The sequence below is a fragment of the Peribacillus sp. P4_D6 genome (genome assembly GCF_056401795.1).
This window is the reverse complement of sequence record NZ_JBFUIQ010000092.1, coordinates 1-15,674: the sequence shown is the minus strand read 5'-3', so window position 1 is coordinate 15,674 and position 15,674 is coordinate 1. Positions and strand designations below refer to the sequence as shown.

Sequence of the window (15,674 nt, the reverse complement as noted above, 5' to 3'; positions counted from 1 at the left end):
GATGATGGGCGGCCAAAACGGAGGCCAGCCACCAGGCATGATGATGGGCGGCCAAAACGGAGGTCAGCCACCAGGCATGATGATGGGCGGCCAAAACGGAGGTCAGCCACCAGGYATGATGATGGGCRGCCAAAACGGAGGTCAGCCACCAGGCATGATGATGGGCGGCCAAAACGGAGGCCAGCCACCAGGCATGATGATGGGCGGCCAAAAYGGAGGTCAGCCACCAGGTATGATGATGGGCGGTCAAAACGGAGGCCAGCCACCAGGCATGATGATGGGCGGCCAAAACGGAGGTCAGCCACCAGGCATGATGATGGGCGGTCAAAACGGAGGTCAACCAGGCATGATGATGGGTGGTCAAAACGGAGGTCAACCAGGAATGATGGGTGGTCAAAACGGAGGTCAGCCAGCAATGATGGGCGGTCAAAACGGAGGTCAACCAGGCATGATGATGGGTGGTCAAAACGGAGGTCAATCAGGCATGATGATGGGTGGTCAAAACGGAGGTCAACCAGGAATGATGCCGGGACAATTTGGCGGTCAGCCGGACATGATGCGCGGACAGCTTGGGGGGCAACCTGAAGCTATGTTACCTGGACAAATGGGAGGCCAGCCAGGCCAATTCGGGGGCGTGCGTGCACCTGAAACATTTGGGATACCAACATATGTAGATGAAAGCGATGACTACTAATCATCAAGGAGACAGTGTTTTTAACACTCGTCTCCTCTCTTATTTAAATCGTAAGCCAAAGAATGTCCACCATATCCAAAGCAGTGTCTATTTAATAACTTTTGAAAAAGGTCATTCAATGATCCTTAAAGGGTTTGACAGTTTTGAAAAATGGGATCGACAAAGAGAACTGACTTCTTTATTAAAACAAAAGGGATTTCAACAAACGTATTATATTCATCAGAATCTAATGCCCTTTCAATTTAAAGGGAAGTGGTATGGCAGTATGGACTATTTTCCGCCGAACAAGAAAAAATTCAGGTTTTCCAATGATAAGGACCGCTTAGAAGGCATTCAGTTACTGGAAAGCTTCCATGATGTGTCGGAAAATCTCTCCATTAACGCGCCTGTGTTCAATCAATCAAAAAAGTGGAAAGAACGCTTATCACTATTTAAAAAGAACTTTTCTTATGTTCGGCAATATGTTTCCGAAGATATTATCAAGGAATGGATTAGATGGGGGGAATGGTCGCTAGAGGGGTTTGATAAATATCAGTCTTTATGGGATAAGGAAAAGAAAGTCATCATTCATGGTGATTGTGCCCACCATAATTTCTTGCGGAGAGCGGACGGCACTTTGACTTTAATCGATTTTGACTTAATGGCAAATGCCCCGAGGTGCATTGATTATTTACAGTACGCAAATCGAATTTCGCCACATCTGGAAGATGCGGCCAACAAGCTGTGGGAAGTGCCGCAATTGCAAAGGTATCAGTCAGACCTGGCCTTTTTACATGCTTTAACTTACCCTACCGATATCTTCCGTGAATGGAATCGTCTTAATAAAAGTTCTTCTCAGCTTCATTCGGTCTGGAAAATGACAGTGGAAGGTTTTTCGGAGCGGATGGAGATGAATGAAAAATTGGCGAATAGGATTTCTTCCCTTAATAGGAATTAAAGCGGGTTTTTGCCCGTATCTTACAGAGTACATTTCCCGTTCGACACCCATGCTAATTATGAGCGGAATATAGCTCATTCTATTGCAATGGGAGGGTTATTGGTGCAGAAAATAAAATGGGCACAGCCGCTTTATACGGTATTGGCCGCCGTCAGTTTGGTTGGATGTGCTAATAATGATACAGCGGAAAATGAAAATATCACGAATGATACAGGGTACCATGAAAAAGATGCATTGGTGCGAAACATCAATTATGAGAATATGGCGGATGGTTTATACAATAAAGATGATGCGTACAGTAAGAGTGACCGTAACTACCATGGACATGAAAGTAAGCCGCTAAAGGCAAAATCATCTTATTATAATTCTTATGAAGGCTCTTTAGCCGACAGAGTAAATGGTGTCGCCAATAAAGTGGAGCCGGTTAGCGATGCCAGGACAATCATCATGCAAGATGAAATGCTGGTAGCCTTACGGCTGGATGACTATAGCCAAGCAAATGATGTTAAACAAAGAATCAAGAAGGAGATCGGACCGCTTACCAATGGCCGTACCCTATATGTAACCACCGATGAAGGTGTCTATTTCAGGACGATGACACTTGATAACAATCTTCGGGATGGAGATACGAGGGAAATGATCATTTTGGATGCCAATGACATGTTCGATAACCTTAACATCCACGAAAATCACTTAAAATAATTTGTGGGCTGACCCGACTTGGAGTCAGCTCTTTTTGATTTTTTTCTGGTTAATAATCCTTATTTAGGTCAAACTACATAAAAAGTAAACGCCTTAAGAGGTGAGTATATTGTTTAATCAACTTAGAATCCAATTTATCATGGCACTTTTCATATTGCCATTTTGCTTAACCGTTTTTGCGGAAGAAACCGTTCAAAAGGAAAATGATCCAATTGAAAGGAAGGTCATTCTTCAGCGTATGTATTTGGATGGCGAGTTAAGTGAAGAGAAATTGACAGAAACAATTTGGTCGATGGAGGACTTTTGGGCAAAATATGAAGGATGGCAAGTAGTCGATCAAAATGAAGAGCAGATTGTCATGAAGAAAATTGAGAATGACATATCTCCGCTGTTAAAAGCGAATGGTTACCTTGGGATGAGGGAAGATGGTACATTATCCATTTTTATCGGCAGGCCTGAGCACGCCAAGATCATTCATACATTCTACCAAATAGACGTTGGTAAACTTGAAGCATACAAGCAGGAGGAACTGCAAAAAGGGATTCCGATCATGAATAAAGACCAATATAAACAGCTCATTAAAGAATATGAGCCATATTCGGTAAACTAGGGTGGGATGATATCCCACCCTTCAGACTGTAGACTGACTCGATAATGATGGAGAGTTGTCTACAGTTTTTTGGGTGTTTACCATTACCGTTGATTTCCACTGCGGGCACTCGCTTTCCGCGGGCGGTCCACCCTTTGTGTTTTTGCGCCTGCCGGGTCTCCCTTGGACGCTAGTCTTGCACGCCTGTTTCAATCAACTTTGTTTTAAACAGTGAGGTGACACCCGGAATTCCTCGTGAATAGACTTTGCCGATTATGAAATAACTTTTAATGAACAACACCCCCTTTTTATGATAAAATGAGAGGTACAGCAAAATCAGGGAGAGAATTAATTTGTATGATTATATAAAAGGCAAGGTCGATTATATTGGACCTGAATACATAGTTGTGGAAAATGGGGGGATCGGATATCAAGTGATGACGCCGAATCCTTTTATTTTTTCCGCTCAATACCAGAAAGAAATCCAAGTTTTCCTGTATCATTATGTTCGTGAGGATATGGTGGCATTATACGGATTTCAGACTCGTCAAGAAAAGGCGTTATTCACAAAATTATTGAATGTAACCGGAATCGGGCCGAAGGGTGCCCTAGCCATATTGGCATCAGGCCAGGTTGATCAGGTGGTACAGGCGATCGAAAATGAAGATGAATCATTTTTGGTGAAATTCCCGGGAGTCGGAAAGAAAACGGCACGGCAAATGATTCTCGACTTAAAAGGGAAACTGGAGAACATTATACCGGATGCGTTTCCAAGCTTGTTTAACGAAGGCGTCACGGCTGCAATCAGTCCAAATGGTTATACGGAGGAATTGGATGAAGCCACTCTTGCATTGAAGGCTCTTGGTTATTCTGAAAAGGAAGTCCAAAAGGTAGCCAAGAAATTGCAGGCTGAAGATATGACGACCGAGCAATATATTAAGAAAGCATTGCAAATGATGTTAAGATAAGGAGTGGCGCAATGGAGGAGAGAATATTCAATCAGGAAGCCGATCTGAACGAACTGTCCTTTGAACAAAGCCTGCGGCCGCAAAACTTAAAGCAATATATCGGACAGGATAAAGTGAAAGCGAATTTGAGTGTATACATCGAGGCGGCAAGGATGCGTGAAGAAACGCTCGATCATGTACTTTTATATGGACCGCCTGGTCTTGGCAAGACGACGCTTGCCGTCATCATCGCCAACGAAATGGGTGTGAATATCCGCACGACTTCCGGTCCCGCCATTGAGCGGCCGGGAGATCTGGCGGCCATTTTGAGTGCACTTGAACCAGGTGATGTATTGTTCATTGATGAGATTCACCGTCTCCCTCGTGTCGTTGAGGAAGTGTTATATCCGGCTATGGAGGACTTCTGTCTGGATATTGTAGTCGGTAAGGGACCGGAAGCCCGTTCGATCCGGATCGACTTGCCGCCGTTCACCCTTGTAGGGGCCACGACACGGGCAGGCTCGCTGTCTGCACCGCTCAGGGACCGTTTTGGCGTATTGAGCCGTCTTGAATATTATACCGAAAACCATTTGACTGATATCATCATCCGTACAGCAAGAATCATGGATACGGAAATGGACGATCAAGCAGCGGCAGAGCTTGCAAGAAGGTCAAGGGGCACACCAAGAATAGCCAATCGGCTTTTACGGAGGGTCAGGGATTTCGCCCAGGTACGCGGTGATGGGACGATAACGGCGGAGCTTGCCGATTATGCGCTTGAATTAATGCAGGTCGACCGTTTAGGACTCGATCATATTGACCATAAATTACTTAAAGGGATCATTGAAAAATTCCGTGGCGGACCCGTGGGCCTGGAAACGATTGCGGCAACGATTGGCGAAGAGGCACATACGATCGAAGATGTGTATGAACCATATCTTCTGCAAATCGGTTTTCTTCAGCGCACCCCAAGAGGCAGGATGGCAACACAGCTTGTTTATGAGCATTTCGGCATGGAGATGCCTGAATGATGAATATACCAAAGATGGTCATGATTCTGGGTGTGATTATTTTCGTGATTGGTTTTGCGATGAAATATATCCATCTCGGCAGGCTGCCGGGAGATATTTTTCTGAAAAAGGGGAATACGACTTTTTACTTTCCTATCGTTACATCAATCATCGTCAGTGTTGTGTTGTCCGCGATTTTTTATTTGATCGGCCGTTTTAAATAATGATTACAGCTTGATAGACACGTAAGGAAGTGGAACAGATGAAATTGGATATGTTTGATTTTCATTTACCGGAGGAACTGATTGCCCAAGTTCCTTTGGAGGATAGGGAAGCAAGTAGATTGATGGTACTGGACAAAGAAACCGGTAAGCTCCAGCATGATGTATTCAGCCATATCACGGAATATATCAAACCGGGAGATTGCCTGGTGTTGAATGATACAAAAGTGCTTCCGGCCCGACTATACGGCAGTAAAGAAGGGACAGGTGCAAAGATCGAAGTATTGCTGCTTAAGCAAGAGCATGATGATGTTTGGGAAACGCTTGTGAAGCCGGCCAAGCGGATTAAGGAAGGCTCGACGATCGTTTTCGGCGATGGTAAGCTGAGTGCCGTCTGTACAGGTGTACTCGAGCATGGCGGCCGTATCCTTGAATTTAAATATGATGGCATATTTTATGAAATACTGGAGAAGCTGGGCGAAATGCCGTTACCTCCATACATCAAGGAACAACTCGATGATCAGGACCGCTATCAAACCGTTTATGCGCGGGAACGGGGATCTGCAGCGGCACCTACCGCTGGCCTGCATTTTACGGAGGATTTGCTTGAGAAAMTTAAAGGGATGGGTGTCCACATCGCCTTCATCACGCTGCATGTCGGGCTTGGTACATTCCGTCCGGTAAGTGTCGACGATATTGACAGCCATGAAATGCATTCGGAATTTTATCAAATGACGGAAGGCACTGCCAGATTACTGAATGACGTGAAGGAAAAAGGCGGGAAAATCATTACGGTCGGCACTACGTCCACAAGGACATTGGAAACGATTGCGTCCCGTAATGATGGGGTTTTCAAGGAAGAGAATGGCTGGACGAGCATCTTCATTTATCCTGGTTATGAGTTCAAAGGGATCGATGCGATGATAACGAACTTCCATTTGCCTAAATCGACTTTAATCATGCTTATTTCTGCACTTGCAGGCAGGGAGCATGTCCTTCATGCCTATGAAGCGGCTGTGGAAGAAAAATACAGGTTCTTTAGCTTTGGAGATGCAATGTTAATTAAGTAATATAAGAGTGAGAAGCTCTTGAAGGGAGTTATTGCGTTGACTGCAATACGATATGAGTTAATCAAAACATGTAAACAGACAGGGGCACGGCTAGGCCGGGTCCATACGCCGCATGGTTCTTTTGAAACACCGGCATTTATGCCGGTTGGAACGATGRCTACTGTCAAAACGATGTCCCCGGAAGATTTGAAACAAATGGGGGCAGGCATCATCCTGAGCAATACGTACCACCTATGGCTGCGTCCAGGGCATGAAATCATCAAGGAAGCTGGCGGATTGCATAAGTTCATGAACTGGGATCGGGCGATTTTGACCGACTCAGGCGGCTTTCAAGTCTTCAGTTTAAGCGAATTCCGCAAAATTGAAGAAGAGGGTGTGCATTTCAGGAACCATCTGAATGGCGATAAATTATTTTTATCTCCGGAAAAAGCGATGGAAATACAAAATGCGCTTGGCTCCGATATCATGATGGCCTTTGATGAATGTCCGCCATTTCCGGCGACTGAAGAATATATGAAGAAGTCGGTTGAACGGACATCGCGCTGGGCGGAACGCTGTTTGAATGCACATGAGCGTCCAAATGACCAAGGGTTGTTCGGGATCGTTCAAGGCGGGGAGTTTGAAAATCTTCGCAAACAAAGTGCAAAAGACCTTGTCTCCCTTGACTTCCCGGGTTATGCTATTGGAGGACTATCCGTAGGGGAACCGAAGGATATCATGAACCGCGTCCTTGAGTTTACAACTCCGCTGCTGCCATCTGACAAACCGCGCTATCTTATGGGAGTCGGTTCACCGGACTCATTGATCGATGGTGCACTCCGTGGTGTTGATATGTTTGACTGTGTACTGCCAACGCGAATCGCGCGTAATGGTACGCTCATGACGAGCAATGGGCGGTTGGTTGTGAAAAATGCGAAGTATGCACGCGATTTCGGTCCAATCGATGAAAATTGCGATTGCCATGTTTGCAAGAACTATAGCCGGGCATATATCCGCCACTTGATTAAATGTGAAGAAACCTTTGGAATTCGCCTTACGACTTACCATAATCTTCATTTTCTGTTAAACTTGATGGAACAGGTCAGACAAGCTATTCGAGAAGATCGTCTTGGAGACTTTAGGGAAGAGTTTTTTGAGCAGTATGGTTTCAATGAACCAAATGCGAGAAACTTCTAATTCCATAAATATTTTAATGAACGAAAGGAGTGAATATACTTAAATGGGTTCTTTAACACAAATACTTCCGTTGATTTTAATGTTCGTATTGTTCTATTTCTTATTGATCCGTCCGCAGCAAAAACGCCAAAAGACTACGCAAAACATGCAAAGCAGTCTGAAAAAAGGTGATAAAGTTGCTACTATCGGCGGAATGCACGGAACAATCGATGCAATCGATGACCTGAAAATCGTCATTAAATCACCAGACGGCACAAAACTGACTTTTGACCGTGCAGCAATCCGTGAAATTACGGAAAGCGCACCGAATAAGGAAGTATCCGTATAAGACAAACGAAAACCGGGCCATGTGCCCGGTTTTTTTTTGCTGTTTTTTTAATCGGTGCGGGAGTCGGAACTCATGTTGACCCCAAGAACGCCGCCCATCATGGCTGTAATCACAAAACAGCCATAGTATATCCATTGCTTGATGGTGAAAAGGGCATCGTGACCTAAATATTGAAAAAGGAACACGACCAACAGATAAAGCAGCCCAGTGCTTCCGCCCAAGAATAATCCTTGCTTTTTCCCTTTGCCTCCTGATATGAATCCACCAATGAACAGCGATAAAAAGGACACGATCATGACCACGTATGTCAGGGATGATTCCGTCAGTGAAGTGAAACGAAGAAGGATGGAAACGATTAAACTAGCAATCATCGCTATGGCAAAGATGGAGCCTACGCCATAAATTACGGCGACACTCATTTTTTTAGTTTCGATGGGTATTCCTCCTTTTTAAAAGGCTGATACGTAAAGCCTGTTTATGTGTTTGTACAAGCATATTCCCGATATCGAACCTTTAGACCAGGTTTAAGAAGCTTCACGTGAAATTAGAAAAGATTATGGAGTAATTTTTCAATTCCCAAGCCATGCTATGGATGAAGGAAGTGTTGTTGAAGTGGATATCTATCTAGGGATTATATTTCGAACGACGGTAATCTATCTGGTCATCTGGTTCCTTTTTCGAATGATGGGTAAGCGGGAAGTTGGGGAATTGAGCGTTCTCGATTTAGTGGTATCTATCATGATAGGGGACATTGCTGTGCTATCCTTTGAAGATTTGGAAAAACCGTTTATCCGACAGACTATCCCAATGTTTGTCCTCGCATTCCTCCAAATCACATTGGCCTTTGCCTCATTGAAAAGTGTCAAATTACGCAATCTCATGGACGGTAAGCCGCAGATCATCATTGATCAGGGGAAAATAGATGAAAAAGCGATGCGCAGACAACGATATAATTTTGATGACTTATTGACCCAGCTTCGTGAACAAGGAATTATTGATATAAACGAAGTGCAATTTGCCATCCTTGAAACTTCAGGAAAGCTCTCGGTGATTAAAAAAAGCGTCGAAGAAGGGTTGGAAAGTCAGGTACCATTCCCGCTGATTGTCGATGGAGAGATACAGGGAAAAAACTTGGATAAAATTGGGAAAAACCATGTTTGGCTTCTGAATCAGTTAAAAGAACATGGAGAAACGAAGGTTAAAGAGATTTCGATTTGCGGGTACATAGATGGCCAATTTTACATCGATAAAAATGAAATGAAGAAATGACCGAAGCCTTTGAGTGCTTCGGTTCATTTTATTTCCAAGCTAATTTTGACAAAAAGCCGCCCACTACAGGAATCCTGATCAGATCGGCCTTTTTTATGCTGCCGGTCATGAGCAGGAAAAATGTGAACAGCAGGATAACGACGGTTACGGAAAGCAAAAGCCGTATCCCGATAGGCTGTGAGGAGAGCGGGAATTGATAAAGATAATAACCGCCCCATCCTGAAATTAAAGCAAGGACCAGGGCTGACATATAGCTTCGGAAATGAAGCGTGAAAGGGACGACCTTCAGCACGGTTGAAAAATGCAGGAAAGTAACGAGCATCGTACCGACAGCTATCCCGATTGCGGCTCCCATGATCCCGAAACTTTCCTTTGAAGCCAGCAGCCAGATCACACCGATTTTAAGGATGTTCCCAGCCAGGCTGTTGAACATTGCGGCCTTTGCAAGGTCCAGTGCTTGCAGCATGGATTGCAGCGGATATTGAAAATAATAAAGGATGAAAAAAGGTGCCAGGAATTTAATGAAAACGGCAGCATGCGAAGATCCATACATGACTTGCAATATCGGTTCAGCAAAGATGAACAGAATGACGATAGCTAAACAGCCTGTGATAAAGGTGATTTTCAGGGCTTGTTGAAGCCTGTGTTCAACGAGTAAAAAGTTTCCGGTCGTACGGGCTTCGCTCACTGCCGGGACAAGTGCAGTCGCCAATGATGATGTAACGAAGGAAGGAAGCATGAGTAAAGGCAGAGCGTATCCAGTCAACTCCCCGTATTGACTGGTGGCTGCGGCCGCGGTGACTCCGGCAAGTGCCAAACTCTGGGCGACCACTATCGGTTCGAAAAACCACGATACCGATCCAATCATCCTGCTTCCGGTGGTAGGAAGGGCAATCCCCATCAATTCGGTGAACGTTCCTTTTCCGGATTTGACATTATTGAAGAAACCCTTTCTGAACTTAAAATGTTTCTTTATTTTAAAGCTGGTCAATAAGTAAATGAGAGAAACGAGCTCACCGATAATCGATGCAAGCATTGCCCCGGCTGCCGCATATTCGATTCCATATGGTAAAAAGGCCTTGGTCAGGACGGCTATGAAAGTGATTCGGGCCACCTGTTCGATAACTTGTGAGAAAGCGAAGGGCTTCATATTTTGCTTGCCTTGGAAATAACCGCGCAGTACGGATGAAATGGCAATGATCGGTACGATTGGGGCAATCGCCATGAGCGGCCATAACGTCCGTTCGTCCGTGAATAGGTATTCTGATAGAACCGGTGCGAAAAGCAGCATCGCAGGAGTGAAAATCATCGATAGAGTAAAGGTGCAGGCCAAAGAGACGACAAGGATTTTCTTGATTTTCCGTTCATCACCCCTGGCATTGGCTTCGGCCACGTATTTCGAAATGGCGATTGGCAGGCCCAACTGGGTTATGTTCACGACGAGAAAGAGTGTCGGTAAAGCCATCATATATAAACCAACGCCTTCTTCGCCGATGAAGCGGGCGATGACAATACGGTTAATGAAACCAAGAACCCTTGTAATCAGGCTTGCGATTAATAAAATCAGCGTCCCTTTTAAAAATTTGGACATTGAACTCCCTCCCTGCCTTCTCAAAAAAGCGGTTATGCTATACAATTATCTATATGCTTGTACTTGGACAAAGCATGACAAAAGTGTTTGTTTGCGTTCTAACAAATGATAAGAAACCCTTCTAAGAAACTGCGCATTCATTTGAGAATCATGTTACTGGAGGCAAAATGATGGCAAAAAAGAATCATCCCTATCAAAGGTATTATCTAAAGGTGCGTCCATTTTTGAAGAGTAAGCGTGAGGAATTCCAAATGGTCGGATTGAATGCCGTAACAGAGGAAGACATATGGGGAACCTTAACCAAAAATAAATGGAAGCGCCCGCAGGAAAACATTCACCTTCATGAACTTGTCGCAGATATCGTGACATTTTCGAGCAACCAGTTCATGACCTTCCAAATGGTCGAAGCTTATAAATCACCAAACCTATTCGAGCCGCTTTCCGAAGAGGAACTGAAGGAGCTTTTGAAAGAATAACGTAAAGATATACTTAAATTGACAGCTGTTTGTATATGACTCATAATAGATATGGTTATGCTTTTTTTTGAAAAAGTATGGAAAGCTGTGTCTTTTTTCTCAAGAAGCATAGGGTATGCAGTTATCATTTAAACAACAAATGACGATTTTATTAACTTCAGGAACAGGCGTATTATAGAAAGGGGCCTACTGCATAATGGTAAAAAGAAGCAGGATCGTTGCGTTTTTTCTAATCGCACTTTTGATTTTCGCAGCGATGGGTACGACTTCAAAAGGAATCCTAAAGGATATCAAGCTGGGTCTTGATCTTCAAGGCGGGTTTGAAGTGTTATATGAAGTAAACCCGCTGTCAGGGGAAAAGATCACCCCGGAAGTTTTACGGGCTACAGTAAGCTCACTTGAGCGGCGTGTCAATGTGTTGGGTGTTAGCGAGCCTAACATACAAATAGAAGGGAAAGACCGGATCCGCGTACAATTGGCTGGGGTCAAAGACCAAAACAACGCTCGGGAAATCCTTTCTACACAAGCTAAATTATCCTTCCGTGATTACAACGATAAGGAAATGATGACCGGTGCCGACCTGAAAGAAGGCGGCGCGAAACAAACGTTCCAAGATAATAAACCGGTTGTCGAAGTCACGCTGAAAGACGTGAATAAGTTTAAAGAAATCACTCAAAAAATTTCCTCGATGGAAAGTCCGACCAATGTACTTGCAATCTGGCTGGATTTCGAGGAAGGTAAAGATTCCATTAAGGATACCTCTTCACAAGACAATATGATTTCAGCTCCAGCTGTCAGTGAAGTTTTCAATACGAAGAAGGTGTATATTACCGGTCAATTCACGGTGGAAGAAGCGAAAGAGCTTGCAGACCTTCTGGATGCAGGTGCCCTGCCTGTAGATTTGAAAGAAAAGTACTCCACTTCAGTAGGTGCCCAATTCGGTGCAGGTGCATTGAATGATACCATTTTTGCAGGAATCATCGGAATTGCACTTGTTTTCATCTTCATGCTTGTGTATTACCGCTTCCCGGGATTCATTGCAGTCGTCACTTTAAGCATCTACATTTTCTTGACGCTATTAGTATTTGATTGGATGAATGCGGTCCTCACGCTGCCAGGTATTGCGGCATTGGTACTCGGGGTCGGGATGGCTGTCGACGCCAATATCATAACCTATGAGCGAATCAGGGATGAATTGAAACTTGGCAGATCGGTTAAGGCAGCTTATAAAGAAGGTACCAAGAATTCACTTGCTACAATCACGGATGCCAACTTAACGACCCTGCTCGCTGCGGCCGTACTGTTCTATTATGGAACTAGCTCGGTTAAAGGGTTTGCCACCACTTTGATCATTTCGATCTTAATGAGTTTCATTACAGCCGTTTATGGTACACGCCTCTTCATGAGCCTGTGGGTGAATAGCGGGTTCCTGGACAAACGTACAGGATGGTTTGGCGTGAAGAAGAAATACATTCACGATTTATCCGAGAAAATGGACTTAATGTCATTGCCAACACGCTTTGATAAAATCGATTTCGTGAAACATCGGAAAGTTTTTTACGGCATTTCAATCGGTGTCACCATTATCGGGATCATCTTCCTGCTCGTCTTCAGATTGAATCTTGGGATTGATTTCACGAGCGGCACCCGAATCGAGATTGCGTCCAAAGACGTCTTGACGACTCAGCAAGTCAAAACCGAAATGGGCAAGGCCGGTATAGACATTGATATTAAGGATGTCAGGCCCGCTGGTAAAGGAAATACTGTCGTTCGGACAGTCGGTGTCCTCGATAAGCAAGAGATTGCTGAATTGAAGGACCATTTCAAGAAGGATTACGGAGCAGAACCGAATGTCAGCACCGTATCACCGACAGTAGGAAAAGAGCTTGCGAAAAATGCCATGTTTGCGTTAGCGATTGCCTCAATCGGAATCATATTGTATGTATCGATACGGTTTGAATGGCGAATGGYTGTACCTGCCGTAGTCGCGCTTATACATGATGCCTTCTTCATCATCACGATTTTCAGCTTGCTCCGGCTCGAAGTGGATATCACCTTCATTGCTGCGGTTCTGACGATCGTCGGTTATTCGATCAATGATACGATCGTCACCTTTGACCGTATTCGTGAAAACCTGCGCTTCAGCCGTAAAGTAAAAACCGTCGAAGAACTTGAGAACATTGTGAACATCAGTATCAGGCAAACGCTGACGAGATCCATTAACACGGTTCTGACCGTTCTTATAACGGTCATCGCGTTGATGATCTTCGGCAGTGAAGCTATTCGTAACTTCTCGATTGCTCTGTTTATCGGTTTAATATGCGGCGTGTATTCATCGCTATTGATCGCTTCCCAATTCTGGCTTGATTTGAAAATCAGGGAATTGAAGAAGAAAGGTCCGCTGAATACCGCAAAAGAAAAGAAACAAAGTCTTGAAGGACAAGTTTAATAGGTGAGAGGGGGCTGGCATGATGCCAGCCTTCTTTTTGTTGAACTAGCTTATTGAATAGGGAATTACAGCCAATTATGAGTTTAAAATAAAATTGAAACTGGTATATTCGTTTTGTATAATGAGTAGGTTGAGGGGTGAATAAATGTTAAAGCCAAAAACCCGGTGGAACTTGCGAACTGCCGATGAAAACAAAGTTGCTGTACTAGCTAAAGAGCTTCATATCACACCTTTGGTTGCAGCCCTGCTTGTGAATCGAGGCCTGGATACGATTKAAAGTGCCCGATCGTTTTTATTTGTAAAAAATCAAACTTTTCATGACCCATTTTTATTGAAGGATATGGATAAAGCAGTATATAGAATAAAAGAAGCGATTCAAAATGGAGAAAAAATACGTATATTCGGTGATTATGATGCGGACGGCGTGACATCGACCACAGTGATGATGACCGCGCTGACGAGATTGGGGGCCGATGTTGATTTTTATATCCCGAATCGGTTTACAGAAGGATATGGTCCGAATCCGATGGCATTCCGCCTTGCAGCCGAGCAAGGTGTGAAGGTATTAATAACCGTCGATACCGGAATTTCCGCAGTTGCTGAAGCGAAGCTTGCCGCCGAGCTAGGCATGGATTATATTTTGACCGATCACCATGAACCTGGACCGCAGCTGCCTGAGGCATTGGCGATCATCCATCCTAAACTTGAGGACAGTACCTATCCATTTAAAGACCTTGCCGGAGTAGGGGTCGCATTTAAGCTTGCACACGCCTTGCTTGGAGAATTGCCTGAGGATCTGCTAGAAATAGCGGCAATCGGCACGATAGCGGATTTAGTGCCTTTACAAGGGGAAAACCGCGTCATTGCTGCGAAAGGCATCGAGCAGTTACGATTGACTCGCCGCCCGGGACTTGTTGCGTTAATGAAAGTGGCGAATGTTCAGCAGGAAGCATTGAATGAAGAATCGATCGGCTTTGCCATGGCACCGAGGATCAATGCTGTCGGCCGCCTTGGAGATGCCGATCCCGCTGTTGATTTATTGATGTCCGCAAGTCTCGAAGAAGCAATGGAACTTGCTAATGAAATCAATGATATCAATAAAGAGCGGCAGGAAATGGTTGCAGCAATGGCTGAGGAAGCGATTGCTGAAGTCGAGGAAAACTTCCCGCCGGAGTCCAATGGCGTGCTCATCATCGGCAGGGAAGGCTGGAATGCCGGAGTTGTGGGGATTGTGGCCTCTAAACTTGTTGAACGCTTTTACCGGCCGACGATTGTATTGAGCTATGATCGGGATAAGGGATTAGCTAAAGGTTCTGCTCGGAGCATCGTTGGTTTCGATCTTTTTCAAAGTCTTTCCCAATGCCGTGAAATGCTGCCTCATTTCGGCGGACATCCTATGGCAGCTGGAATGACGTTGAAAATAGAAGATGTTCAGGAGCTTAGGGACCGCATGAACTTGATTGCGAAGGAAGAACTGAATGAAGAAGACTTCACACCGATTACAAACTTGGACGGTGCTACGACTTTAGCTGAAGTTTCCATTCAAACGATTCAGGAAATGAGCTTGCTTGCACCATTTGGGGTTACGAATCCCAAGCCGAAGATTTTGATAGATTCCGTACAACTTTCAAGTGTCCGTAAAATTGGTGCCAACCAAAATCACTTGAAGGTTCAGCTGGAAGATGGTGAAAAACACAAACTTGACGGTGTGGGCTTCGGTCTCGGTCATTTTGTCGATGAAATAGCTCCGCACGCTGAAGTTTCGGTGATTGGAGAGCTCTCCATCAATGAGTGGAATAATATGAAAAAGCCCCAGATCTTTGTCCAGGATGTCTCGGTGGACCATTGGCAGTTATTCGATTACCGCGGCAAGGGACAAGCAGAGAAGTGGCTTGCCGACATTCCTGCACAAAACCGGAAGATCGTCATTTTCTCGGAAGATATTTATAGCAGATATCCATTTTTGCAAAACCATCCAGACCTCGTTCATATCGAGAATGAACTGGATGCTGAGCAGCTCGACTGCTTCGAAGGGCATTTGGTACTCATGGACATGCCGCCGTCCAGGGAATATTTGAAACGGGCGGTTGCCAAAAAGAACCCTTCCCGTATCTACGCTCACTTTTCCCATGAACAGGACCATTTCTTAAGTACGATGCCGACAAGGGATCATTTTAAATGGTTTTATGCCTTCCTTGCCAAGAAGGGTCCGCTT

15 protein-coding genes and 1 pseudogene are annotated in these 15,674 nt (G+C 44.6%); 14 read left to right on the top strand and 2 right to left on the bottom strand.

Going from position 1 to position 15,674, the window contains the following annotated elements:
• The 10 genes and pseudogenes from AC1DVB_RS20180 to yajC form a co-directional block, all read left to right on the top strand.
• A pseudogene (locus AC1DVB_RS20180) lies at positions 1 to 694 on the top strand (hypothetical protein); the annotation flags it as partial.
• Complete coding sequence (locus AC1DVB_RS20175) at positions 684 to 1,631, top strand: phosphotransferase (protein WP_477590656.1); 948 nt, start codon at positions 684 to 686, stop codon at positions 1,629 to 1,631. The pseudogene AC1DVB_RS20180 and the gene AC1DVB_RS20175, both read left to right, overlap by 11 nt.
• 102 nt (positions 1,632 to 1,733) lie before the next feature.
• Entirely contained in the window at positions 1,734 to 2,333 is a 600-nt protein-coding gene (locus AC1DVB_RS20170) for a YhcN/YlaJ family sporulation lipoprotein (RefSeq protein WP_057276625.1), read from the top strand.
• 100 nt (positions 2,334 to 2,433) lie between these two features.
• On the top strand, positions 2,434 to 2,943 hold the full coding sequence (locus AC1DVB_RS20165) for a BofC C-terminal domain-containing protein (RefSeq protein WP_419775894.1): 510 nt from the start codon (positions 2,434 to 2,436) through the stop codon (positions 2,941 to 2,943).
• A gap of 332 nt (positions 2,944 to 3,275) precedes the next feature.
• On the top strand, positions 3,276 to 3,890 hold the full coding sequence (ruvA, locus tag AC1DVB_RS20160; RefSeq protein WP_477590654.1) for a Holliday junction branch migration protein RuvA: 615 nt from the start codon (positions 3,276 to 3,278) through the stop codon (positions 3,888 to 3,890).
• Between the two features lie 11 nt (positions 3,891 to 3,901).
• Positions 3,902 to 4,900 (top strand): Holliday junction branch migration DNA helicase RuvB, encoded by a 999-nt coding sequence (ruvB, locus tag AC1DVB_RS20155; protein ID WP_430113737.1) that lies wholly within the window; start codon positions 3,902 to 3,904, stop codon positions 4,898 to 4,900.
• On the top strand, positions 4,897 to 5,103 hold the full coding sequence (locus AC1DVB_RS20150) for a DUF2905 domain-containing protein (RefSeq protein ID WP_034308809.1): 207 nt from the start codon (positions 4,897 to 4,899) through the stop codon (positions 5,101 to 5,103). Before ruvB ends, AC1DVB_RS20150 begins: the two co-directional genes overlap by 4 nt.
• A gap of 38 nt (positions 5,104 to 5,141) precedes the next feature.
• Positions 5,142 to 6,170 carry a tRNA preQ1(34) S-adenosylmethionine ribosyltransferase-isomerase QueA gene (queA, locus tag AC1DVB_RS20145; protein WP_477590651.1) on the top strand — a complete coding sequence of 343 codons (1,029 nt, stop codon included), beginning with the start codon at positions 5,142 to 5,144 and terminating at the stop codon, positions 6,168 to 6,170.
• A gap of 36 nt (positions 6,171 to 6,206) precedes the next feature.
• Entirely contained in the window at positions 6,207 to 7,346 is a 1,140-nt protein-coding gene (gene tgt / locus AC1DVB_RS20140) for a tRNA guanosine(34) transglycosylase Tgt (RefSeq protein ID WP_477590649.1), read from the top strand.
• A gap of 43 nt (positions 7,347 to 7,389) precedes the next feature.
• Entirely contained in the window at positions 7,390 to 7,674 is a 285-nt protein-coding gene (yajC, locus tag AC1DVB_RS20135; protein ID WP_214808143.1) for a preprotein translocase subunit YajC, read from the top strand.
• 47 nt (positions 7,675 to 7,721) lie between these two features.
• Here the strand turns inward: yajC and AC1DVB_RS20130 are convergent, their stop codons facing one another.
• The gene (locus tag AC1DVB_RS20130) at positions 7,722 to 8,093 is read right to left on the bottom strand and encodes a TIGR04086 family membrane protein (RefSeq protein ID WP_170946870.1); all 372 of its coding nucleotides are present in this window, start codon (positions 8,091 to 8,093) and stop codon (positions 7,722 to 7,724) included.
• A 193-nt stretch (positions 8,094 to 8,286) separates the two neighbouring features.
• On the opposite strand from AC1DVB_RS20130, the gene AC1DVB_RS20125 reads away from it, so the two are divergent.
• Positions 8,287 to 8,943: a DUF421 domain-containing protein gene (locus AC1DVB_RS20125; protein ID WP_477590646.1), complete on the top strand. Its 657-nt coding sequence runs from the start codon at positions 8,287 to 8,289 to the stop codon at positions 8,941 to 8,943.
• A gap of 28 nt (positions 8,944 to 8,971) precedes the next feature.
• Here the strand turns inward: AC1DVB_RS20125 and spoVB are convergent, their stop codons facing one another.
• Entirely contained in the window at positions 8,972 to 10,534 is a 1,563-nt protein-coding gene (gene spoVB, locus AC1DVB_RS20120; RefSeq protein ID WP_095678481.1) for a stage V sporulation protein B, read from the bottom strand.
• Between the two features lie 170 nt (positions 10,535 to 10,704).
• Between spoVB and AC1DVB_RS20115 the strand changes: the two genes are divergently transcribed.
• The 3 genes from AC1DVB_RS20115 to recJ form a co-directional block, all read left to right on the top strand.
• Positions 10,705 to 11,010 (top strand): post-transcriptional regulator, encoded by a 306-nt coding sequence (locus tag AC1DVB_RS20115; protein WP_034308797.1) that lies wholly within the window; start codon positions 10,705 to 10,707, stop codon positions 11,008 to 11,010.
• Between the two features lie 196 nt (positions 11,011 to 11,206).
• Entirely contained in the window at positions 11,207 to 13,459 is a 2,253-nt protein-coding gene (secDF, locus tag AC1DVB_RS20110; protein WP_477590644.1) for a protein translocase subunit SecDF, read from the top strand.
• Positions 13,460 to 13,604: 145 nt separating this feature from the next.
• On the top strand, positions 13,605 to 15,674 hold a 2,070-nt coding region (gene recJ / locus AC1DVB_RS20105), incomplete at its 3' end, for a single-stranded-DNA-specific exonuclease RecJ (RefSeq protein ID WP_477590642.1).